The sequence below is a fragment of the Gordonia lacunae genome, assembly GCF_002149015.1.
Classification (GTDB): domain Bacteria; phylum Actinomycetota; class Actinomycetes; order Mycobacteriales; family Mycobacteriaceae; genus Gordonia; species Gordonia lacunae.
Genome location: NZ_NGFO01000014.1, coordinates 121,646 through 144,742 on the forward strand (window position 1 = coordinate 121,646; position 23,097 = coordinate 144,742).

The 23,097-nt window shown below is 68.0% G+C and carries 22 protein-coding genes; 20 read left to right on the forward strand and 2 right to left on the reverse strand.

Annotated features, from left to right (window positions below):
• The first annotated feature begins 17 nt into the window (after nt 1-17).
• The 13 genes from CA982_RS13790 to CA982_RS13850 all read left to right on the forward strand — a co-directional run bounded on the left by CA982_RS13790 (nt 18) and on the right by CA982_RS13850 (nt 12,231).
• Complete coding sequence (locus CA982_RS13790) at nt 18-677, forward strand: L-threonylcarbamoyladenylate synthase (RefSeq protein WP_004021247.1); 660 nt, start codon at nt 18-20, stop codon at nt 675-677.
• Nucleotides 674-1,933 carry a serine hydroxymethyltransferase gene (locus tag CA982_RS13795; protein WP_086535879.1) on the forward strand — a complete coding sequence of 420 codons (1,260 nt, stop codon included), beginning with the start codon at nt 674-676 and terminating at the stop codon, nt 1,931-1,933. The genes CA982_RS13790 and CA982_RS13795 overlap by 4 nt, the downstream gene beginning before the upstream one ends.
• Before the next feature lie 51 nt (nt 1,934-1,984).
• Nucleotides 1,985-3,181 (forward strand): glycosyltransferase family 4 protein, encoded by a 1,197-nt coding sequence (locus CA982_RS13800; RefSeq protein ID WP_086535880.1) that lies wholly within the window; start codon nt 1,985-1,987, stop codon nt 3,179-3,181.
• Nucleotides 3,182-3,465: 284 nt separating this feature from the next.
• Nucleotides 3,466-3,879, forward strand: a complete 414-nt coding sequence (locus tag CA982_RS13805) for a hypothetical protein (RefSeq protein ID WP_086535881.1) — start codon at nt 3,466-3,468, stop codon at nt 3,877-3,879.
• Nucleotides 3,876-4,625, forward strand: coding sequence for a F0F1 ATP synthase subunit A (gene atpB / locus CA982_RS13810; RefSeq protein WP_004021251.1), 750 nt, complete (start codon nt 3,876-3,878; stop codon nt 4,623-4,625). The genes CA982_RS13805 and atpB overlap by 4 nt, the downstream gene beginning before the upstream one ends.
• 134 nt (nt 4,626-4,759) lie before the next feature.
• Complete coding sequence (locus CA982_RS13815) at nt 4,760-5,011, forward strand: F0F1 ATP synthase subunit C (RefSeq protein ID WP_004021252.1); 252 nt, start codon at nt 4,760-4,762, stop codon at nt 5,009-5,011.
• A gap of 47 nt (nt 5,012-5,058) precedes the next feature.
• Complete coding sequence (locus tag CA982_RS13820) at nt 5,059-5,547, forward strand: F0F1 ATP synthase subunit B (protein ID WP_010842981.1); 489 nt, start codon at nt 5,059-5,061, stop codon at nt 5,545-5,547.
• A 2-nt stretch (nt 5,548-5,549) separates the two neighbouring features.
• Entirely contained in the window at nt 5,550-6,974 is a 1,425-nt protein-coding gene (locus CA982_RS13825) for a F0F1 ATP synthase subunit B/delta (RefSeq protein ID WP_086535882.1), read from the forward strand.
• Between the two features lie 89 nt (nt 6,975-7,063).
• Nucleotides 7,064-8,692, forward strand: coding sequence for a F0F1 ATP synthase subunit alpha (gene atpA / locus CA982_RS13830; protein WP_086535883.1), 1,629 nt, complete (start codon nt 7,064-7,066; stop codon nt 8,690-8,692).
• A 45-nt stretch (nt 8,693-8,737) separates the two neighbouring features.
• Nucleotides 8,738-9,661 carry a F0F1 ATP synthase subunit gamma gene (locus CA982_RS13835; RefSeq protein ID WP_086535884.1) on the forward strand — a complete coding sequence of 308 codons (924 nt, stop codon included), beginning with the start codon at nt 8,738-8,740 and terminating at the stop codon, nt 9,659-9,661.
• A gap of 72 nt (nt 9,662-9,733) precedes the next feature.
• Nucleotides 9,734-11,182, forward strand: coding sequence for a F0F1 ATP synthase subunit beta (gene atpD / locus CA982_RS13840; RefSeq protein WP_086535885.1), 1,449 nt, complete (start codon nt 9,734-9,736; stop codon nt 11,180-11,182).
• Between the two features lie 9 nt (nt 11,183-11,191).
• Nucleotides 11,192-11,572 (forward strand): F0F1 ATP synthase subunit epsilon, encoded by a 381-nt coding sequence (locus CA982_RS13845; RefSeq protein ID WP_086535886.1) that lies wholly within the window; start codon nt 11,192-11,194, stop codon nt 11,570-11,572.
• A 218-nt stretch (nt 11,573-11,790) separates the two neighbouring features.
• Nucleotides 11,791-12,231 carry a DUF2550 domain-containing protein gene (locus CA982_RS13850; RefSeq protein WP_086535887.1) on the forward strand — a complete coding sequence of 147 codons (441 nt, stop codon included), beginning with the start codon at nt 11,791-11,793 and terminating at the stop codon, nt 12,229-12,231.
• On the opposite strand, the gene CA982_RS13855 is transcribed toward CA982_RS13850, so the two are convergent.
• Nucleotides 12,228-12,872, reverse strand: a complete 645-nt coding sequence (locus CA982_RS13855) for a cob(I)yrinic acid a,c-diamide adenosyltransferase (protein ID WP_086535888.1) — start codon at nt 12,870-12,872, stop codon at nt 12,228-12,230. The two genes, CA982_RS13850 and CA982_RS13855, sit on opposite strands and share 4 nt — an antisense overlap.
• A gap of 110 nt (nt 12,873-12,982) precedes the next feature.
• Here CA982_RS13855 and murA point away from each other — a divergent pair, with 110 nt between their 5' ends.
• From murA to CA982_RS13890, 7 genes are all read left to right on the forward strand, one after another.
• Nucleotides 12,983-14,239, forward strand: coding sequence for a UDP-N-acetylglucosamine 1-carboxyvinyltransferase (murA, locus tag CA982_RS13860; protein WP_086535889.1), 1,257 nt, complete (start codon nt 12,983-12,985; stop codon nt 14,237-14,239).
• A gap of 139 nt (nt 14,240-14,378) precedes the next feature.
• Nucleotides 14,379-15,650, forward strand: a complete 1,272-nt coding sequence (gene mdo, locus CA982_RS13865; RefSeq protein WP_086535890.1) for an NDMA-dependent methanol dehydrogenase — start codon at nt 14,379-14,381, stop codon at nt 15,648-15,650.
• A gap of 76 nt (nt 15,651-15,726) precedes the next feature.
• Nucleotides 15,727-16,842, forward strand: coding sequence for a MadB family AAA-type ATPase (locus tag CA982_RS13870; protein WP_086535891.1), 1,116 nt, complete (start codon nt 15,727-15,729; stop codon nt 16,840-16,842).
• Nucleotides 16,843-16,847: 5 nt separating this feature from the next.
• On the forward strand, nt 16,848-18,404 hold the full coding sequence (gene madC / locus CA982_RS13875; protein WP_086535892.1) for a MadC family VWA domain-containing protein: 1,557 nt from the start codon (nt 16,848-16,850) through the stop codon (nt 18,402-18,404).
• 74 nt (nt 18,405-18,478) lie between these two features.
• The gene (locus CA982_RS13880) at nt 18,479-19,654 is read left to right on the forward strand and encodes an iron-containing alcohol dehydrogenase (RefSeq protein WP_086535893.1); all 1,176 of its coding nucleotides are present in this window, start codon (nt 18,479-18,481) and stop codon (nt 19,652-19,654) included.
• A complete protein-coding gene (locus tag CA982_RS13885; RefSeq protein WP_086535894.1) occupies nt 19,654-21,033 on the forward strand; it encodes a MadS family sensor histidine kinase in 1,380 nt (459 codons plus the stop codon). Before CA982_RS13880 ends, CA982_RS13885 begins: the two co-directional genes overlap by 1 nt.
• Complete coding sequence (locus CA982_RS13890) at nt 21,030-21,686, forward strand: MadR family response regulator transcription factor (RefSeq protein ID WP_086535895.1); 657 nt, start codon at nt 21,030-21,032, stop codon at nt 21,684-21,686. The genes CA982_RS13885 and CA982_RS13890 overlap by 4 nt, the downstream gene beginning before the upstream one ends.
• A gap of 18 nt (nt 21,687-21,704) precedes the next feature.
• Here the strand turns inward: CA982_RS13890 and mftM are convergent, their stop codons facing one another.
• Complete coding sequence (gene mftM / locus CA982_RS13895; RefSeq protein WP_086535896.1) at nt 21,705-22,568, reverse strand: mycofactocin oligosaccharide methyltransferase MftM; 864 nt, start codon at nt 22,566-22,568, stop codon at nt 21,705-21,707.
• Nucleotides 22,569-23,097: the final 529 nt, after the last annotated feature.

Sequence of the window (23,097 nt, forward strand, 5' to 3'; positions counted from 1 at the left end):
CATGGCAGGATGTTCGCGTGAGCACTGTTTTCGACTGCAACGATCCACAGAACCGCTCGTCGGGGATTCGGGCGGCGGTCGGGGCGGCGAAGGCCGGGCGGCTGATCGTGATGCCCACCGACACGCTCTACGGAGTCGGTTGCGACGCCTTCGATTCCGATGCCGTCGGCGCCCTCCTGGCTGCGAAGCACCGTGGCCGCGACATGCCGGTCCCGGTACTGGTGGGTTCCTGGCACTCGATCGACGGCCTGGTCCTGTCCGTCCCGCAGCCCGCGCGTGACCTGATCGAGGCGTTCTGGCCCGGCGGCCTGAGTCTGGTTGTCCGACAGGCGCCCTCGCTGGCGTGGGACCTCGGGGACACCGACGGGACCGTCATGCTGCGGATGCCCCTGCACCCGGTCGCGATCGACGTGCTGCGCGAGGTGGGCCCCATGGCGGTCTCGAGCGCCAACGTCTCGGGACGCCCGCCGGCGACGACCGCCGATGAGGCGCGCGAACAACTCGGAGACGAGGTCTCGGTCTATCTCGACGGCGGCCCGGCGCCGGCCGCGCAGGCGTCGACGATCGTCGATGTCTCCGGGCCGAGTCCGCGCATCCTGCGTGAGGGCGCCGTGTCGACCGACGCGGTCGCCGACGTGCTCGACACGGACCCCGCCTCGCTGCTCGCGGAGCCATGAGCCCGGACGCGCCGGAGTTCGGACCACACGGCTTCCGGGCGGGCGACGCCCCGACCGGTGACGCAGCGGTCGACGCGCTGCTGGGTCGCGAGGTGGGTCGTCGCCGCAACACGCTGCAACTGCTCGCCAGTGAGACCGAGCCGACGCCGGGTGTGCGGGCCGCGATGGCGTCGGTTTTCGACGCGAAGTACGCGGAGGGCTACCCCGGGACGCGGTACCACGGCGGATGCGACGTGGTCGACGAACTCGAAGAGCTCGCGATCGCGCGTGCCCGAGCGCTGTTCGGCGCCGAGTACGTCAACGTCCAGCCGCTGTCGGGGAGCGCGGCCAATCTCGCTGTCTATGCCGGCTTCGCGCAGCCCGGAGATCCGGTGCTCGCGCTGCGCCTCGAGCACGGTGGCCACCAGACCCACGGTTCGCGGGCGAACTTCTCGGGACGGTGGTTCTCCCCGTTGCACTACGAGGTGCGCCCGGACGACGAACTCGTCGACTACGACCAGGTCCGGGATCTGGCTCTGGTGCATCGGCCCCGGATCCTGGTCGCCGGTGCGGCCTCGTATTCGCGGACGTTCGACTTCGCGGCACTGCGCGAGATCGCCGACGACGCCGAGTGCATTCTCTGGGTCGACGCCGCACACCTCGCCGGGCACATCGCCGCCGGCCTGCTGTCGTCCCCGGTGCCGTACGCCGACATCGTCACCCTGTCGACCAACAAGGTGATCCGCGGCCCGCGCGGGGGAGTCATCCTTGCCCGCGCCGAGCACGGCGACGCGCTGCGCAAGGCCGTCTTCCCGTTCGTGCAGGGCGGACCGGCGATGCACACCGTCGCCGCGAAAGCGGTGGCCTGCGCGGAGTCGGGGACCGACGAGTTCGCCGGGTACGCGCGCCGCGCCGTGGACAACGCCCGGGGTCTCGCCGCGGAGCTCGCGGACCGGGGCGCCCGGGTGGTGTCCGGCGGCACCGACATCCACCTCGCGGTCATCGACGTGAGCGGCTTCGGGATCTCCGGGATGGAGGCGCAACACCGGCTCGGAGCGGCCGGCATCGTCGTCGACAAGGCCGTTCTGCCGTTCGAGACCCGGCCCGTCTCCGAGGGGTCGGCGATCCGGATCGGTACGCCGGTCGTCACCGAGCGGGGCATGACCCCCGCCATGCATCCGCCGATCGCCGACGCGATGGTCGCCGCGATGTCGACGGACGATCGTGAGACGCACCGGCGGATCCGTCGCGAGATCGCCGAAGTGGCCTACGGGTAGCGTGGTCGCAATGTTCGAGACCCTGCCCCGCCGGACGCCGGTGGTGACGCGATGACCGGTGCCGCACCGGTGTTGCTCGCCGCCGCGGATGGGGGAGGGACGGGCGTGCCCCTGCGCGAGCTCCTGCTCGTGGGCCTGACCGCTGCCGCGATGACGTACCTGCTGACCTCCGCGGTACGCGTCTTCGCCATCCGCGCCGGCGCGGTCGCCGTTCCGCGGGTCCGCGACGTACACGTGATCCCCACGCCCCGTCTCGGTGGGCTCGGGATGTTCGGGGGAGTGGTCGCGGGTATCGCCCTGGCCGCCAACCTCCCCGCGCTCAACCGCGGGTTCGCCTACACCACCGACATGACCGCGGTGATCGCCGCAGGCACGGTCATCGTCCTCGTCGGCGTCGTCGACGACCGGTGGGGCCTGGACGCGCTGACCAAGTTCGTCGGACAGCTCACCGCGGCGGGGGTGCTAGTGCTGCTCGGCATCAGCTGGCTACAGCTCTACATCCCGTTCGCCAACATCGGCACGCTCGTGCTCGACCCGCTGCAGGCCGGTCTGCTGACGGTCGCGATCACGGTCGCGACGATCAACGCGATCAACTTCGTCGACGGTCTGGATGGTCTGGCCGCCGGGCTCGGTCTCATCGCGGCGGCCGCGATCTGCATGTTCTCCCTGGGGCTGTTGCGTGACCAGGGAGGCGATGTCAGCTACTACCCGCCGGCCCTCATCTCGATGGCGCTGGCGGGTGCGTGCCTCGGCTTCTTGCCGCACAACTTCTCTCCCGCAAGGATTTTCATGGGTGACTCGGGTGCGATGCTGATCGGACTGCTGCTCGCCGCGGCCTCCACGAGCGCATCCGGCCGCATCGCCGTCAACGCCTATGGCCCGGCGGACATCTTCACCCTGCTGTCCCCACTGATCCTCGTCGCCGCCGTCGTCTTCATCCCGATGCTCGACATGCTCCTGGCAGTGATCCGGCGGACCCGGGCCGGCGTGGGCTTCTACACTCCGGACAAGATGCACCTGCACCATCGGCTGCTCGAACTCGGACACTCCCAGCGCCGCGTCGCGCTGATCATCTACCTGTGGGTCGGGGTCCTGGCGTTCTCGGCGGCGGCGAGCACGCTGTTCCCGCTCTCGGTGGTCGCCCCGGCTTTCGGTGCGGGACTCATCGTCGCCATGCTGGTCACGATGGCGCCGCGGCTGCACCGACGCTTCGCCGAACTCCGCACGGCCACCAAGGCGTATCGCTGACCTCGGGAGCGGGACCTGGCGTTTGACGAGAATGCGCCGCCTGGGCCTAAGGTAAGGAAACCGTAAATACTGGTGTACTATCGCCTGTAGTAGTCAGTGGGAGCCAGATCCGGACACAAAGCCCCGGTTCCGTCTCTTGCCACGTATACCCCCCGGTGAGACACCAGGAATGGTGTTGGTAGGGTCACACCAAACGCGAGCTGACGCCCAGCGGCCATGTGTTGCTGCACGTACGCGGGTGCCCCGTGCCATCGGTATGGAGTAGGAGAGCTGAGGAGAGGGACATGACCGCATCTGCCCCTGATTCGGCCCCCGTCTATCCGCAGGCGCCGACCGGACTCCGCCGCCCCGCGCTCATCGCGGGCGGGTTCGTCGTGGTGGTCGCCGGTGTCTCGCTCGCCGTCGGACATCCGCTCTTCGCGGTGTTCTTCCTGCTCGGCGTTGCCGGGATCTTCGTCAACGCGATCCTCGTCCGACGTGCTGTCGACGTCGTCGTCGCCGACGACAACCCCCGCAAGACCGCACTTGCTCTCAACTCCGCCATGCGACTCGGTGCCATCACGGCGCTCGCGCTGCTGGCGGCTTTCCTGGTCCAACCCGACGGGTTGGGCGCGATGTTCGGACTCGCCATCGGCCAAGTGGTCTTGGTGCTGAACACGGTCATTCCGGTGATGAAAGGACTTCGTAGCCAACCATGACGACCGCCTTCAACCTTGCCGCAGAGGATGGCGAACCGGCCATCCAGGTGGGTCATTACACCAAGTTCGAGCTGTTCGGGCTGACCTTCAACCTGGAGACCATCATCGCGACGGCGCTGGCCGCGGCGATCTTGCTCGCGCTGGCCTTCTACCTGAAGTCGAAGGTCACCTCGACCGGTGTGCCGTCGGGTGTGCAGCTGTTCTGGGAGGCCATCACCATCCAGATGCGTGGCCAGGTCGAGAGTGCCATCGGCATGAAGATCGCGCCGTACGTCCTCCCGCTCGCGGTCTCGCTCTTCACCTTCATCCTGATCTCCAACTGGCTGTCGATCCTGCCGGTCCAGGTCGGTCATCACGAGATCCTCAAGCCGCCGGCCGCGGACGTGAACTTCGCCTACGCCCTCGCGATCTTCGTCTTCGTCTGGTACCAGATCGCCGGCTTCCGGGCGCGCGGCCTGCTGGGTCACCCCAAGCGGATCATCAAGGGCCACGTCGCGTTCCTCGCGCCGATCAACGTGATCGAGGAGTTCACCAAGCCGATCTCGCTGTCGCTGCGACTCTTCGGCAACGTCTTCGCCGGCAGCATGATGGTCGCGCTGATCGCTTTGTTCCCGCCGTACATCATGTGGGCGCCCAACGCGATCTGGAAGTCCTTCGAGCTCTTCGTCGGTCTGATCCAGGCGTTCATCTTCGCGCTGCTGACGATCCTCTACTTCTCGCAGTCGATGGAGACCGAGGATCACTGACCGCCCGGACCGGGCACCCGCGCGGGGCACTCACGACCGCGCCCACAACCGAACATGACGACCTGCTCCGGCACCTGTCGGCGCAACCAGAGACCTGACACACCAGATGTCAGCAACGAAAGGGAAATATCACAATGGATCCAATGATTGGCCTCGGCGCACTCATCGGTGGCGGCCTGATCATGGCCGGTGGCGCCGTCGGTGCCGGTATCGGTAACGGTCTGGCCGGTAGCCAGCTGATCGCCGGTATCGCCCGTCAGCCCGAGGCACAGGGTCGCCTGTTCACCCCGTTCTTCATCACCGTCGGTCTGGTCGAGGCGGCCTACTTCATCAACCTGGCCTTCATGGCGCTCTTCGTGTTCGCCACCCCGATCAGCGCCGGCTGATCGTCGCTCTCCCTTTTGTCGCCGAGTAGAAACGACACCTCACCACAATGACGCTTGCTGCAGAGAACTTCCTGCTCCCGAATGGAACGTTCTTCGTTGTCCTGCTCATCTTCGTGATTTTGCTGCTGGTCATCCGCAAGTTCGTGGTTCCGCCGATCCAGCAGGTCCTCGAGGAGCGGGACGCGATGATCCACCGCACCGTGGAGGACAATCGCACCGCCGCCGCCGAATTCGAGGATGCGGACGTGCAGTTCCGTTCGCTCCTGAAGGAAGCGCGCGGTGAGGCCACCGCCAAGCGCGACGACGCTCGCGCCCAGGGGCGTGAACAGCTGAACGAGATGAAGCAGGCAGCGACCGCCGAGGCCGACGCTGCCCTGCAGTCGACCAGCTCTGAGCTGGCGACGCAGGGTGAGCAGGCCGCCTCGACGGCTGCAGCTGATGTGGACGCACTCGCCAAGACTCTTGCGGCGCGTGTGCTCGGTGTCGACTCGGCCACTCTTTCCGATACCCGATCGACGAGCGGAGCGGTGAACTGATCATGGCTGCCAACACTGAGACCGAATCCGACCAGGGGCCCATCGGCACCTGGCTCCACGACATCGGTGCTGCGTTCGACCCCGCGATCTTCATCGCTCAGCTCTTCGGCTTCGCGGTCATCATCTTCCTGCTGTGGAAGTACGTCCGCCCGCCGGTGCAGAAGATGATGCGGGATCGACAGGAGACCGTCCGTCAGCAGCTCGCCGAGAGCGCGGCCGCGTCCAAGCGCGTCGAAGACGGCAAGCAGGCTCGCGAGAAGGCCGTGGCCGAGGCGAAGGCCGAGGCCGAGCAGTTGAAGAAGGACGCCGCGGCCGATGCCGAGGCGATCACCTCCGACATCCGCGCCCAGGCCGACCACGAGGTCAAGCGCATCTCCGAGCACGGCCGCAACCAGGTCGCCCTGGTGCGCGCCAACCTGGTTCGTCAGCTTCGCACCGACCTCGGGCTCACCGCGGTCGACAAGGCCGGCGAGCTCGTGCGCAACCACCTGGCCGACGACTCCGCCCAGGCGGCGAGCGTCGACCGCGTCATCGATGAACTCGAGGAGATGTCGTCGGGCTCGTCGAACTCGGTTCCCTCGAGCGCCTCGCTCGTCGGTCTGCACGCGATGCGTGCCGCCAGTCGCGATGCCGCACTGGCTGTGTCGGAGCAGTTCGACTCGGCGGCAGCCGATCTCGACGGTTCGGCATTGGCCGCTGCGTCGGGTGACCTCACCGCGGCGATCAACTTCCTCGGCGAGAACCCGGTGCTGCGCAAGCGCCTGGTCGAGGACGACGAGAATCCCGAGGGCAAGAAAGCCCTGGTGCACCGCCTGTTCGACGGCAAGCTCGCGCCGGTCGTCGTCGAGGTGCTCGCAACCGCTTCGAGTCAGCGGTGGTCGTCGTCAAGCGACTTCGTCGTCGGTCTGCGTCGCCAGAACTCCCTCATCGTGCTCACCGCCGCCGAACGTGACGGCGTCATCGAGCAGGTCGAGGACGAGCTCTTCCGTGTGAGCCGAGTCCTCGAGGCCAACCCGCAGCTCTCCTCGCTGCTGTCGGACCACGGCAAGGACGCAGACAAGCGCGTCGACCTGCTCCAGAAGCTGGTCGGCGACAAGGTCGGCACCCACACCTGGACCTTGCTGGCCTCGACCGTGCGTCTGCTGCACGGCCAGGCCGCCGATGTCGCGGTCGACCAGCTCGCCGAGCTGGCCGCCGCCCGTCGCGGCGAGTCGGTCGCCCATGTGGTGTCCGCCTCATCGCTGTCAGATGCCCAGATCGATCGACTGTCGGGCGTGCTCGGCGGAATCTACGGCCGGACGATCTCGGTGCAGACCGAGGTCGCGCCCGAACTGCTCGGCGGTCTCCGGATCAGCGTCGGCGACGAGGTCATCGACGCCGACGTCGCGACACGCCTGGCCAAGGCCGCGGAAACACTGCCGCGCTGACGAACTCCTCACCCGACACCCGAACCCACGAAGCCCCTCAAGCTCGGACCGCTGAGTCCCAGAGCCGAAACAAGGAAAGACGAGAACCCATGGCGGAGTTGACGATCTCACCAGACGAGATCAAGGGAGCGATCGAGCAGTACGTCTCGTCGTTCGAAGCCGAAGCGTCGCGCGACGAGGTCGGCATCATCACCGATACGTCGGACGGCATCGCTCACGTCAGCGGCCTTCCGAGCGCAATGGCCAACGAACTCCTCGAGTTCCCCGGCGGCGTCCAGGGCGTCGCGCTGAACCTCGACGAGGACGAGATCGGCGCCGTCATCCTGGGTGACTACGAGTCCCTGGAAGAAGGCCAGCAGGTCAGCCGCACCGGCGACGTGCTCTCCGTTCCGGTCGGTGACGCGTTCCTCGGACGCGTCGTCAACCCGCTGGGCGCCCCGATCGACGGCCAGGGCGACATCGAGTCCGACGAGAACCGCGTCCTCGAGCTCCAGGCCGCCTCGGTGCTCGAGCGCCAGCCGGTCGAGGAGTCCCTCGCGACCGGTATCAAGGCCATCGACGCGATGACCGCCATCGGTCGCGGACAGCGCCAGCTCGTCATCGGCGACCGCAAGACCGGAAAGACCGCGGTCTGCATCGACGCCATCCTGAACCAGAAGGCCAACTGGGAGACCGGCGACCCCACCAAGCAGGTTCGCTGCATCTACGTCGCGATCGGCCAGAAGGGTTCGACCATCGCGGGCGTCAAGTCGGCGCTCGAAGAGGCCGGCGCGATGGAGTACACCACCATCGTCGCGGCTCCCGCCTCGGACTCGGCCGGCTTCAAGTGGCTGGCCCCGTACACCGGCTCGGCCATTGGCCAGCACTGGATGTACCAGGGCAAGCACGTCCTGATCGTGTTCGACGACCTGACCAAGCAGGCCGAGGCCTACCGTGCGATCTCGCTGCTGCTGCGTCGTCCGCCGGGTCGCGAGGCGTACCCCGGTGACGTCTTCTACTTGCACTCCCGTCTGCTGGAGCGTTGCGCCAAGCTGTCCGACGAGCTCGGCGGCGGTTCGATGACCGGTCTGCCGATCATCGAGACCAAGGCCAACGACGTCTCGGCGTTCATCCCGACCAACGTCATCTCGATCACCGACGGCCAGGTCTTCCTGGAGTCGGACCTCTTCAACAAGGGTGTCCGTCCCGCCATCAACGTCGGTACCTCGGTGTCGCGCGTCGGTGGTGCCGCCCAGACCAAGGGCCTCAAGAAGGTGTCGGGTTCGTTGCGTCTGGAGCTGGCGCAGTTCCGCGAGCTGGAGGCGTTCTCGGCCTTCGCCTCCGACCTCGACGACGCGTCGAAGGCGCAGCTCGAGCGCGGTGCCCGCTGGGTCGAGATGCTCAAGCAGGACCAGTACACCCCGTTCTCGGTCGAGGACCAGATCGTCTCGATCTACCTCTGCGGTGAGGGCCACTACGACTCGGTCCCGGTCGACGACGTGCGCAACTTCGAGACCCAGCTGCTGAGCCACCTGCACCACAACGCGACCGGCGTCTACGACGCGATCGCCGGTGGCAAGGCGCTCGGCGACGATCAGGCCGAGGCGCTGGTCGCCGAGACCAACAAGTTCAAGAACGGCTACCTCACCCACGACGGTCGTCGTGTCGTCAACGAGGCCGAGGCCGAGGCCATGGATGCCGACAACGTCGAGAACGAAGAGATCAAGATCCGCAAGTGATCTCAGACGTCAACGGACATCGCGATAAGGAAGGGGTGAGGGCTCATGGCCAGCATTCGTGAGCTGCGCTCACGCATCCGGTCGGTCCAGTCGACCAAGAAGATCACCAAGGCTCAGGAACTGATCGCGACCTCGCGTATCACTAAGGCCCAGGGTCGGGTGGCTGCGGCCAAGCCGTACTCGCAGGAGATGACCGCCGTGCTCTCGGAGCTGGCGAGCAACTCGGGATCACTGGACAACCCGCTGCTCAACGAGCGGGAGAATCCGAAACGTGCCGCGGTCCTGGTCGTCACCAGCGACCGGGGTATGTGCGGCGGCTACAACGCCAACGTGCTCAAGGCGACCCGTGAACTCATCGCGCTCCTGCGCGACGAGGGCAAGGAAGCGGTCCTGTTCGTCATGGGACGCAAGGGTGTGAGCTTCTTCGGCTTCCGCGGCCTCGAGGTCTCGGACTCCTGGACGGGCTTCTCGGAGTCACCCCAGTACTCCGACGCCGCGACCGCGACGAGTTTCCTCGTGGATCTCTTCCAGGCCGGATCGGGTACCGAGGTCGAGCGCCCCGGTGGCGACGGCAGCCTCGAAGGCGTCGACGAGCTGCACCTCGTGTACACCCGCTTCCAGTCGATGCTGGCGCAGGTGCCCGAGGTCCGGCGCGTTGCCCCGCTGGTCGTGTCGACCGACGACGACTCGTCGGACGACACGCCGTCGCGCAACTACACCTTCGAGCCCGGGGCCGAGACGCTGCTCGACGCGCTGCTGCCGAAGTACGTGGCGACGCGGGTCTACGCGGCTCTGCTGGATTCGTCGGCATCGGAGTCGGCCGCGCGCCGTACCGCGATGAAGGCCGCCACCGACAACGCCGAGGATCTGTCCAAGTCGCTGTCGCGGGAGGCAAACCAGCTCCGCCAGGCCCAGATCACCCAGGAAATCAGCGAGATCGTCGGCGGTTCGAGCTCAGTGGCGAGCTAGTCGCCTGAGCACCACGCGAGCCGAGATCGACGAGAACCCATACTTCGAATAAGAGGAAGTGACCCAAGCACCATGACCGCAGCAGTAGAAACCCCCTCCGCGAAGTCGGCGGGTTCCGCCGACGGGCGGGTCGTCCGCATCATCGGCCCCGTGGTCGACGTCGAGTTCCCGCGGGGCTCGATTCCTGAGCTGTTCAACGCCCTGCACGCCGAGGTCACTCTCGCCTCGGTCGCCAAGACCCTCACCCTCGAGGTCGCCCAGCACCTCGGCGACAACCTGGTGCGCACCGTGTCGATGCAGCCGACCGACGGCCTGGTCCGCGGCGCGGCGGTCTCCGACACCGGCAAGTCGATCGTCGTGCCGGTCGGCGACGTCGTGAAGGGTCACGTCTTCAACGCGCTCGGTGACTGCCTGGACAGCCCGGGCCTCGGCCGCGACGGCGAGCAGTGGAGCATCCACCGCAAGCCGCCGGCCTTCGACGAGCTCGAGGGCAAGACCGAGATCCTCGAGACCGGCATCAAGGTCATCGACCTGCTGACCCCGTACGTCAAGGGCGGCAAGATCGGTCTGTTCGGTGGTGCGGGCGTCGGCAAGACCGTGCTCATCCAGGAGATGATCACGCGTATCGCGCGTGAGTTCTCCGGCACCTCCGTGTTCGCCGGCGTCGGCGAGCGCACCCGTGAGGGCACCGACCTCCATCTCGAGATGGAGGAGATGGGCGTTCTGCAGGACACCGCGTTGGTGTTCGGTCAGATGGACGAGCCGCCGGGCACGCGTATGCGCGTGGCTCTGTCGGCGCTGACCATGGCGGAGTACTTCCGCGATGTGAAGCACCAGGACGTGCTGCTCTTCATCGACAACATCTTCCGCTTCACGCAGGCCGGCTCGGAGGTCTCGACCCTCCTCGGTCGTATGCCGTCCGCGGTCGGTTACCAGCCGACCCTGGCCGACGAGATGGGTGAGCTCCAGGAGCGCATCACCTCGACGAAGGGCCGCTCGATCACCTCGCTGCAGGCGATCTACGTCCCCGCCGACGACTACACCGACCCGGCGCCGGCCACCACGTTCGCCCACCTCGATGCGACCACCGAGCTCTCCCGTCCGATCTCGCAGCTGGGTATCTACCCCGCCGTGGACCCGCTGACCTCGACCTCGCGCATCCTCGAGGCGTCGATCGTGGGCGACGAGCACTTCCGCGTCGCCAACGAGGTCAAGCGCATCCTGCAGAAGTACAAGGAACTGCAGGACATCATCGCCATCCTCGGTATGGACGAGCTCTCCGAAGAGGACAAGGTCACGGTGCAGCGCGCTCGCCGTATCCAGAAGTTCCTCGGCCAGAACTTCCTCGTCGCCGAGAAGTTCACCGGCCAGAAGGGCTCGGTCGTCCCGCTCGCCGACACGATCGAGGCCTTCGACCGTGTCGCCAAGGGTGAGTTCGACCACCTGCCCGAGCAGGCGTTCAACAGCTGCGGTGGACTCGACGACGTGGAGGCCGCCGCCGCCAAGATCAGCGGAAAGTAGCGATTCGCCATGGCTGAGAAGTCCTTCCACGTGGAGGTTGTCTCCGCGGATCAGAGCCTGTACTCGGGAGAGGCCACGTTCGTGATCGCGCAGACCACCGTCGGTGAGCTGGGTGTCCTGGCCAACCACGAGCCGCTCCTGGGCCAGCTGGTCCCGGGTGGCTTCGTGGTCATCGTCGAGGAGAACGGCAACCGTCGTGCGGCTGCGGTCGAGGGCGGGTTCCTCTCCGTCACCGGCGAGGCCGTGACGGTGCTGGCCGAGTCTGCCGACTGGGCCGACGACGTCGACGTCAACGCGGAGAAGTCAGCGCTCGACGAGGCGGAGCCGGATTCGCCGGAGTACCACCGTGCTCACGCGCGTCTGACTGCGGCACAACACCTTTCACGCTAGAACGGACCGCGCGAGCGGTTCGCGTCAACAACCGGCCTCGGCCGGCCATCGGATGAGCTCCGGTGGCCGGCCGAGGCCGTTTGGCGTCTCATGTGCAGGTTCTGGCATGCTTGTCAGCACAGCCCAGGAGTCCCCGCGTGTGCGCAGCCCGAGCCGTCTTGAGCCCTACCGGGTTCGACGTTTCGCCCGCACGTGGCGACTGCACGAAGGAGTAGGTGATGTCGCTCGCGGTCGTGTTGCTCAGTGTGCTGCTGGCGGCGGCGATCCTGTTGTGCGCCTTCCTGGCGATCCGTCTCGCCCAGCTCCGGCGCGCCGGCACGCCGGTCCTGCTGCGCACCGTGCCCGCCGCGGTCGACGAGGGGTGGCGGCACGGCACCGTGCACTACAGCGACCATGCGCTCCGCTACTACCGCCTCACCTCGCTCAAGCCCGGGCCGAACGTGACGTTCGCGCGGCAGGGGATGGAGATCTCCGGTCGTCGTGCGCCGGAGGGGACCGAGACCGAGATCCTGGACGGGATGCTCATCCTGCAGGTGCAGACGGCCGGCCAGACCGACGACGACTACGAACTGGCCATGGGGCCGGGTGCGGTCACCGCGTTCCAGTCCTGGCTGGAATCGCGTCAGTCCGCGAGATCGCAGCGACGCAAGAGCGCCTAGGCCTCCGGCTTCGCGGGTGGCCGTTGTCGGCTACCGCCCGGAACCCAGGTGACGTCGCCGGGTGAGTCCGCGCGCTGCTGGTCGCCTCCCGCGGTGGGTCGGGTGCGGTTCGCGACCCGCGACAGGATGAACAGCAGATCCGACAGCCGGTTGAGGTACTTGGCCGGCAACACGCTGGTGTCGTCCGGATGAGCCGCCACGGCGGCCCACGCCGACCGTTCCGCTCGTCGCGTGACCGTGCGTGCCTGGTGCAACAGGGCGGCAAGGGGTGTCCCGCCCGGCAGGACGAAGGAGTCGAGCGCGGGCAGTTCGGCGCCGAAGGCGTCGCACCAGCGTTCGAGAGCGTCGATGTAGTCCTCCGCGATGCGCAGCGGCGGGTACCGGGGGTCCTCGACGACCGGTGTGGACAGATCCGCGCCGGCGTCGAAGAGGTCGTTCTGGATCGTGGTGAGGACGTCCCGGATGTCACCGGGTACGTCGCCGCCGAGGGCCAGGGCGAGGCCGATGGCGGCGTTCGCCTCGTCGCAGTCGGCGTAGGCCACCACGCGCGGATCGGTCTTGGGTACCCGGGAGAAGTCGCTCAGTCCGGTGGAGCCGTCGTCACCGGTCCGGGTGTAGATCCTCGTCAGGTGTACCGCCATGCGTCGAATGTACTGCGCGACACCCGTGCGGCCGGACGCACGGTCTCGGACGTGCTGGGACGGACCCACTGCGCCGGGGGCCGTGAACCCGGGCGGTTAAGGTGGCAGGCGTGAGCGATCGGTTTCTGGTGTCCGGGGGAGCGCGTCTGTCCGGCGAGGTGGCAGTGGGTGGCGCGAAGAACAGTGTCCTGAAACTCATGGCCGCGGCACTTCTCGCCGAGGGGACGACGGTGCTGACCAATGCGCCCGAGATCGCCGACGTCCCGCTGATGGCCGACGTGCTGCGCGGCCTGGGTGCGGTCGTCGACATGGACGGCGAGACGGTCACCATCACCGCTCCGGCCGAGCCGAAGTTCCACGCCGATTTCGCCGCTGTCCGTCAGTTCCGCGCCTCGGTGTGTGTCCTCGGCCCGTTGATGGCGCGCTGCCATCGCGCGGTCGTCGCGCTGCCCGGCGGCGACGCGATCGGATCGCGGCCGCTCGACATGCATCAGGCGGGTCTGCGCGCTCTCGGTGCCACGAGCACCATCGAACACGGTTGTGTGGTGGCCGAAGCCGACACCCTGATCGGCGCTCCGATCGCGCTGGAATTCCCGTCGGTGGGCGCGACCGAGAACATCCTCATGGCCGCGGTGCTCGCCGAGGGGCAGACCACCATCGACAACGCCGCGCGTGAGCCGGAGATAGTCGACCTCTGCGTGATGCTGCAGCAGATGGGCGCACAGATCGAGGGTGCCGGCACCTCGACCCTGACCGTCGTCGGTGTGGACCGGCTGCATCCGACGACCCACCGTGTGGTCGGAGATCGCATCGTCGGTGCCACCTGGGGTATCGCGGCCGCCATGACGCGCGGTGACGTCACCGTGCGCGGCGTGAAACCCGAACACCTGCAGCTGGTTCTGAACAAACTGGGCGACACCGGCGCCGTGGTCGACACCTTCGCCGACGGTTTTCGGGTCCGGCACGATCGCCGTCCCACCGCCGTCAACGTCTCCACCCTGCCGTTCCCCGGCTTTCCCACCGATCTGCAGCCGATGGCGATCGGTCTCGCCGCGATCTCCGATGGAATGTCGGTCATTACCGAGAACGTCTTCGAGGCACGCTTCCGCTTCGTGGAGGAGATGGTCCGTCTCGGGGCCGACGCCCGGACCGACGGTCACCACGCGGTGATCCGCGGGATCGACCGCCTGTCGAGCGCGCCGGTCTGGTGCTCGGACATCCGCGCGGGCGCCGGTCTGGTGCTGGCCGGGCTCGTCGCCGACGGGGTGACCGAGGTACACGACGTCGAGCACATCGACCGCGGCTATCCCCACTTCGTGGAAATCCTGCGCAGTCTCGGCGGCGAGATCGAGCGCGTGCGCGACTGAACCCTGTCCGATCGGACAGGTACCGGCCCGTCCGGCCGGGTGCACTGTGGTCGAGTACGGGCAGGACCCCTTGTCCCGGTTGTGATCTGGACGACATTCTCGTTGTGACAGACCCAACCGTCACAAGGAGTTCACCACCATGGCCATTGAGCTGAACCAGATCTGGGACTTCCCGATCAAGGAGTTCCATCCGTTCCCGAAGGCGAAGCTGGGTGTCGGGGCGCACGACATGCTCGGTGTCGAGGCCAAGGACCTGGGCATGACCCGCGCCCTGCTGATGACCACGGGGCTGCGCGGCTCCGGGATCATCGAGGAGCTGATCGGCAAGATCGAATACCAGGGCGTCGACGTGGTGCTCTACGACCAGGTGGAGTCCAACCCCAAGGACTACAACTGCATGGACGCCGCAGCGCTCTACCAGTCGGAGAAGTGCGACGGCATCATCTCCGTGGGCGGCGGCTCCAGTCACGACGCCGCCAAGGGCGCCCGCATGGTCATCGCCCACGACGGGCGCAACATCAACGAGTTCGAAGGGTTCTCGAAGGCGACCAACAAGGAGAACCCGAAGCACATCGCGGTCTCGACCACGGCGGGCACCGGCTCGGAGACTTCCTGGGCGTACGTCATCACCGACACCTCGGACATGAACAAGCCGCACAAGTGGGTGGCGTTCGACGACACCTGTCTCGTGGACCTGGCGATGGACGACCCGCTGCTCTACTACACGTGCCCCGAGCACTTCACGGCCTTCTGCGGTTTCGACGTGCTCGCCCACGCCAGTGAGCCCTATGTCTCGCGTCTGGACTTCGCCCCCTCGCTGGGCAATGCCAAGTACTCGATCGAGTTGATCCGTGATCATCTGCGCACGGCGGTCTACGATCCGCGAAACCTGGCGGCCCGCACCGGGATGATGCACGCGCAGTACATCGCCGCGCAGGCCTTCAACTCCGGCGGTCTCGGACTCGTGCACTCGCTGTCGCACGCGGTGAGCGCGTTCTACGACAGCCATCACGGACTGAACAACGCCATCGCGCTGCCTCGCGTGTGGGAGTACAACCTGCCGGCCCGCTTCGAGCGCTACGCCGAGATCGCCGCCCTTCTCGGTGTCGACACGTCGAAGATGACCACCGTCCAGGCGGCCGACGCCGCCGTCGAGGAGGCCATCCGGCTGTCCAAGGACCTCGGTATCCCGGACAACTTCGGCCAGCTGTCGACGAGCAGCTACGACAAGAACCGGATGAACACCGGCAAGTACGAGGGTCGTGGCGAGACCATGGACACCTCCGACAAGCAGATCCGCGCGATCGCCGAGCACATGATGGACGACTGGTGCACGCCGGGCAACCCGCGGGAGAGCACCGTCGAATCGCTGATCCCGATGGTGGCGCACGCCTTCACCGGAAGCTACTGATCACCCGGCTCGCCCGCCTGATCCGAGATCCCGATCTGTTCCGAGAACCGTAGGCCGACAAGGAGTCCGACATCCGATGACGCATGTGTGCGCAACTCGGGAAACGACCGAGGACATCACCCGGGACATCACCCCGGACAGCCGTTCCTTCCCTTCCGTGGAGGAGCTGACCGACGCGCTGGGTGAGCAGGGCTACCTGATCGGTCCGGAACTGGCGGTCGTCGTCCATCTCGCGACGCTCCTCGACCGGCCCCTCCTGCTGGAGGGGCCGGCCGGGGTCGGCAAGACGGAGCTGGCGAAGGCGTTGGCGGCGGCATCGGGGCGCGAGCTCGTCCGACTGCAGTGCTACGAGGGTCTCGACGAGTCGCGTGCTCTCTACGAATGGGATTACGCGCGACAGCTTCTCCATGTGCAGATGCTGCGCGATCGGATCAGTGCCGAACTCGCCGCCGAGACGACCCTCTCGGCCGCCGGTGCGGCGCTGGCGCGCGCCGAGGTCGGGGTCTACACCGAGGACTTCCTGGTGGCCCGACCACTGATGGCGGCCATCACGTCGCCGTCGCCGACGGTCCTGCTCGTGGACGAGATCGACCGCACCGACGAGGCGATGGAGGCGGTCATGCTCGAGGTCCTCGCCGAGCGCCAGGTGACCGTCCCCGAACTCGGGACGTTCACGGCGCGCTCGTCACCGTGGGTCATCCTGACCTCCAACGACACCCGGGAACTCTCGCCGGCGCTCAAGCGTCGCTGCCTGCACTTCCAGGTCGACTACCCGGACCCGCAGACGGAACGGGACATCGTCGCGGTCCGCGCACCCGACGTCGAGGAGACGGTCATCGGCGAGGTGGTCGACCTCGCGCGTCGCCTCCGAGAGCTCCCGTTGCGCAAGAGTCCGTCCATCGCGGAGGTGATCGACGCCGCGCGGGCCGCCTCCTACCTCGGCGCCCGGGACGGGAAGGCGGGGGAGCCGATCGGCGCGCATCACCACGGCGCTCTGCTGGCGTTGCTCGTGAAGTTCGGCTCCGACGGTGAGATCGCCCGGCGCGCACTGTCCTCCGCGACCGACCCGGGCTCCTCCCCGGCGGCCGGGTCGCCGATCGGCGTCGACGGGACGACACCCGGCGGGTCGGTGACCGCCCGCGCGTTCGGTGCCGGCCGTGCCCGCAGTGCGGGTGTCCGCCCGGGTCGATGACCCTGATGACTGCGACGTCGACGAGCCCGGTGCCCGTGGCCGCGTCGAGGCGGGCGGACCCGCTCGACCTGGTCGCGGTCGCGTTCGGAAGGGTGCTGCGGAGCTCCGGGGTCGCGGCCTCGCCCGCCGAGGTCATCGAGATCCGGCGGACCCTGTCGATGGTCGGGGCCGCCGAGCCGGTGGTCCTACGTGCGGCGCTACGGAGCGTGTGCGTCAAATACGGTTACGAGACGGCAGGTTTCGAGCGTGCCTTCGGACTGTTCTTCCTCGGCACCGAACCCGATGAGGCGGACGAGGACGACCTTCCCCGGACCCGCGGCGTCGCGGCCGATCTGCCCGATGACGTGGTCTGGGACGAGGAATTCGAGGGTGCTGCCCGCCAGATAGGCGCCGACGAGCACACCGACGAGATCGGTCACCTGATGGCCGACGATCCCGACGCCGCGCACCGCGACGCCGAGAGCGCTCACCGGGAGGAGAACGACTTCAGCGTCTCGGCCGGCGCCGAACAGCTCGGCGTCGACCCCGACGGCGGTACGACCGGTGGGGGAGTGACGTACACGGTCGAGGTCGACACCGCCGACTCGGCGACTGTCGGCGAGTTGACCGGATCGGCGGCCCGCGTCTCGAGCCGGCCGCTCGGGCTGGCCGGCGCCCACGCCATCCTCGCCGCACTCGACGCCTACGACCCGCGCAAGGCATACGGCTCCGACGGCAACGACGACCTCGGCGCCGCCCGGCGGGCCGAACTCGAACGGGCACTGGGTGCTTTCGTCGATGCGCTGGTCGCCCGGTTGGACGCCGACGGCGGCGCCGAGGCGGTGTCCGGCGCCGACCGGCGGGCCGAGGGGTACGTCGACCAGGCCGAGATCGATCGCGCCTGCCACCGGCTGATCCAGCGCATGCGCGGCGCCCCGCGTCGGGTGGTCCGCCCGGTCGACCGCGGTGCCCTCGACATCCGCGCGACCATGCGCGCGGCGGTCGCGACCGACGGTGTACCCGCCGAACTGTGGCGGCGCCGCAGGCGGCCCGGTCCGGTCCGGATGCTGGTCCTCGTCGACGTGTCGTTGTCGGTCCGCCCGGTCACCGGGTTCATCCTGCGTCTGGCACAGACACTGCACCGCTTCGGCGATCGATGTGAGGTCGTCGCGTTCGTTGATCGACCGGTGCGCGTCACGACCGCACTGCGGACCGCGGCGGCCGACTCTGCTCTCGCGGCAGTGCTCGCCGCCGACGGTCTGGATCTCGCCGCGACGAGCGACTACGGGCGGATGTTCGGCGAGTTGCTGGGCGACTTCGGGGACCTGATCAGCAGGCGGACGTCGGTGCTCGTCGTCGGGGACGCGCGCAGCAACGGACTCGACCCGCGTGTCGACCTCGTCGCCGAGATCGGTCGCCGGTCGCACCGGGTCGCCTGGATCACGCCGGAACCCGAACGCTACTGGTCGCAATCCGGGTGTGCGATGGCCGACTACGCCGAACACTGCAGCGGTGTCGTCAGCGTCCGAGACGGCGCCGAGATGCTCGCGCGCTGCGACGAGTTGGGTGCGGCGCTCAGATGAGGTGGGTAGCGTCGGGGTACCGGTGAGCCGGGACGGTCGGTGTGGTCGGGGCGGACGGATGGGAGGCAGGTCGGATGCTGGGTGACGCGCGCCGGCGGACATCGGGCCAGGTCGCCAAGTTCCACACACCGGAGATCGTCCTGGGACCAGGAGCCTTCGGGGAGGTGCCGGTGGCGACGGCGGGACTCGGGATGCGCCGGCCGTTCGTGGTCAGCGACCGTTGCCTGGAACGCACGCCCTGGTACGCACAGCTCATCGCCGGGCTGCGTGCCGGCGGGCTCGACGCGGCGGCATACCTGGACGTGTCGCCCAATCCGCGGTCCGGTGAGGTCGCGGCTGCGTTTCTGGCCTACAAGGCGCACGATGCCGACGGCCTCGTCGCCCTGGGCGGCGGTTCGGTGATCGATGCCGCCAAAGGGGTTGCCGTGCTGGCCGCCAACGGGGGTCACATCCTCGAATACGAGGGGATAGACCGCGCCCGACGGCCGCTCCCGCCGCTCATCGCGGTGCCGACGACGGCCGGCAGCGGCGCGGACGTCTCCCAGTTCTGCATCATCAACGACGCCGAGCGGCGGACAAAGGTGACCATCATCGGGCGGTCACTCGTGCCGGACGTGACGGTGAGCGACCCGACCCTGCTGATGACCGCGCCGGCCGAGGTCACCGCCCAGGTCGGGATGGACGTGCTGACCCACTGCGTCGAGGCCTATGTCTCGCTGGCACACGGCCGGCTCACGGATTCGCTTGCGCTGGAATCGATCCGTGGAGTCTGGACGCATCTCGAGCGGCTCGTCGACGACCCGCGTGATCGGGTGGCGGCCGAGGAGATGTCACTGGCCGCGCTGCGTGCGGGGATGGCGTTCACCAACGCGATCCTCGGCGCGACCCACGCGATGAGTCACCCGGTCGGCGGGCACTGCGACGCGCCGCACGGTGCGATCAACGCCGTCCTGCTGCCGCACGTGATCCGGTACAACGCCCACGTGTGCGCGGACGGGTTCGTCGACCTGGCCGACGCCATCGGGGTCGAGACCTCCGGCGACGCCCGGACCGTCGCCGACCGGCTGGCCGATGCGATCGCCGCGCTCGGCGCCCGGGTCGGCATGCCGGCGTCACTGGAACCGCTGGGCGTGCGCAGCGCCGACCTCGACCGCCTCACCACCCACGCGCTGGCCGATTCGTGCATGACCACCAACCCGCGACGACCGCAGGCCGCGGGCATCCGGGACCTCTACGCCGAAGCGCTGTGATGACCGGTCCGTCGCCCGAGCGAAGCGCTCTTCCCGAACAAGCCGACCTCGACAGCCTGGTCGGGCTCCGCAGCGTCAAGGGCAGCCACTACGCGGCGCTGCGCGGGGTCGAGGCGCGGCTGAGTCGGGTGGTCGGTGCGCTGGAGCGGATCTCGCGTGCTCTCGTCCGTACCGCCGAAGGGCCCGAGGCACTGGTCATCGCGGTCGTCGAGGCGGCGCGCGACCACCTCGGCGCGGACTGGGTCGTCTTCGCGCTCGCGGACGGGCGGTTGGAACAATCCGCCCCGCGCCACCTGATCAGCGCGGGCAGCGGCCGGCTCTACGCCTTCGAGGGTTCCGAACGGGCCGCCGCGCCCGACGACCTGCCCGATGAGGTGCTCAACCGGCTCAACGACATCCTGCGCGGACACGAGACCGTGCTGCACGGCGCGATCCTGCAGGAGGACCACGTTCACGTGCCGGTCGAACTCGACGGCAACGTGGTCGGGGGACTGTCGGCCTGGACACCGGTCGGTCGACTGGTCGACCCCACGGACCTGGTCGTCCTGCGCATCCTGGCCAGTCAGGCGATCGTCGCCTTGCTCAACGCCGAGTTGTTCTCCGAGACCGACAGCCACGCAATGGAACTCGCGAAGCGGAACACCGAGCTCGAACGCACCCAGCGGGAGCTGTCGGCGGCGATGCGGGCGACCGTGCTCAACGAGGAGCGCGCCCGGATCGCCCGGGAACTCCACGACTCCGTCACCCAGTCGGTGCTGTCGGCAGGCGTACAGATCGAACTGTGCCGCGACCTCGTCGAGGGTCCCGCGCTCGATCGCCTGGAGATGGCCGGCCGGCTGACCAAGGAGGCCGTCGGACAGTTGAGGTCGTTCATCTACGCGCTCAACAACGCGACGAATGCGCCGTCGCCCAGCGTGCGCGACGTCCTGACCGAACTGTGCTCGCTGCACATGCCCCCGGACCTGCGGACGGCCGTCCACGTACGCGGCCGGGCGCGAGAGCTGGCCGACGAGGTGCAGCACGCCCTCCTGCGCATCGCCGGCGAGGCCCTGTTCAACGCCGCCGTCCATGCCCGCGCCCACCAGGTCACCGTGACGCTCACCTACTCCGCGGACACCGTCGGGCTGTCGGTCGACGACGACGGCATCGGAGATCCCGAGCATCTGCGCCGCGTGATGCGCACCGCGTCGCTGGGCGATCTCACCGCCGGCCGGCACCGCGGCCTGGCGAACATGTCGTATCGCGCCGCCGAACTCGGGGGCGAACTCCGGATCCGCCGGTCGCGCATCGGCGGGATCAGGGTCGCGGTGACACTGCCGATCGGCACGACGAGCGCCGCCGTCGCGGACGATCCGCTCGGAACGAAGGAGTTCGGTTGAGCGACAACGCCAACAGACGTCCCATCCGGACACTGCTCGTCGACGACCACGCCCTGCTGCGCCAGGGCATGCGGTCGCTGCTGGAACGCGAGGACGTGGTCGACGTGGTCGGCGAGGCGGGTTCGGCCGACGCTGCCCTCGCCGAGGTGAACGCGCACCGTCCAGATGTCGTGGTCGTCGATCTGAAGCTGTCCGCCGGGACCGAGTACGAGGGCCTGCGCCTCATCAAGGAGATCGCGCAGCGCCACCCGGACGTCGCGGCGCTGGTGCTCACCACGTTCCTCGACGATGACCTGGTGGTTCGCGCCGTGCGCGCAGGAGCCCGGGGATACGTGGTGAAGGACGTCGACACGACCGAACTCGTGCGCGCGATCCAGGCCGTGTCCGGCGGCGGCAGCGCCTTCGACCCACGCAGCGCGGCCGTCGTGTTGCGTGCGGTGTCGGGCGAGAACGAGACGTCCGAAGCGCTCAGCGACCGGGAGCGTGAGGTGCTGCGTCTGCTTGCCGACGGGCTGGCCAACAAGCGGATCGGCGAGACGTTGTACATCTCGGAATCGACCGTGAAGTTCCATATTCGCAACATCATTCGCAAGCTCGGAGTATCCAAGCGGACCGATGCGGTCTACATCGCCAGCAAGCGCGGGCTGATCTGAGGCGACGGCGGTTCGGGGTCAGGAGCCGGGGGTGAGGACCAGCCAGCCACCGTGGTCGACGACGATCTCGGCTCCGGTGTGCGGGACCGCTCGAGCCCAGTCGTACACGTCGTCCTCGGTGAGCCGGACGAGGTGGCCGAAGTGCGGGCTCGGTTCGTCTTCGAACGGCACGCCGATGACCACGCGCCTCCGGGCGACCCGCAGCGCTTCGCCGATCGCGGTGTGCGCGGCGGCGGGATCGAGGTGTTCGAGGAGATGGATCAGCGTCACCGTGTCGGCCGAGTCGGCCGGGTAGGGGAGAGCGGTCGCATCGCCGATGGACGCGACGACGGGCAGTCCGAGCCGATGGGCAGCGCGGGAGAGCAACGACACCGCTCCGGGCGAGATGTCGCAGGCAGAGACATTCAGGCCGTCCACCGCGCAGGCGAGGGCGAAGAAGCCGAAACACGATCCCACCTCGAGGACGGTCCGGCCGACGATCAGACTCTGCGCACGTTCGTGAACTGGAGCGAATGCCGATGCGCCCGTGCGTAGTTCGCGCAGTGAGTTGTCGTAGAAGGCCGACCAGGCCTCGTCGGGCGTGCCCGCCGAGGTACGGATGATGCCCATCGCCGCGGATTCGAACTGCGCCTGACCGGTCAACAGGCCGGCCTCGACGAGAGCGACGAGTCCGTCGACGACCACCGCGTCGGAGATGCTGCGTTCGTCGAAGGGATGGGCGATGTGCAGGACGCCGCTCTGTTCACGCCAGGAGAGGAGCCCGCACCGCGAGAAACCCGGCGGGACAAGCGGAGATCGGCGAACCCGCAGTGGAGGTTTCGGCGCCGGCGATGCATCGACAGGCGCGATGGTGGAGGTCGTTGCCAGATCGAATGCGGTCATGTGTCGACCGTAGGAGCGCCCTGACCTGCGCATAACTGACCGAGCGGTGGTGATGACCTGTCCGAAAGGACGGTTTGCGACGCACGTCACATCGATGTGATTCACCGGATTTGCCGTGGGGCAGAGCTTCTCGGTCCCACTCGGAGACCCGTGACCTGCACCGATAGACGGCCCGGGGGACGCCGAACTGGCGATTTGACCCCGGCGATCCGGTTGCGTAACTTTCTTCAAGTCAGCGAGCCACGGCGCCGCCCCGGAAGGCCTGAGAGGGTCTGATGGTGGGGAGTGGAGACCGGGTTTTTTGTTGGCCGCCCCAATGTATGTCTGGTTCGAGTCGTTGTGGCTCGGGTAGAGTGGTGGGGGTTGCTGGGTCTTCCTGGTTCGGAATTCTTCGGGGTTGCGGGCTGGGGTTTGGGTCTGGTAGGCTGGAAGAGTTGCCCCGGAGACGGGTGTAGCTTGGATGGTTGGAACAAGTCTGCTGGTGAAAGCCCTGGTAGGGGTGAGTATTTGGTGGGTGTGTGTTCTTTGA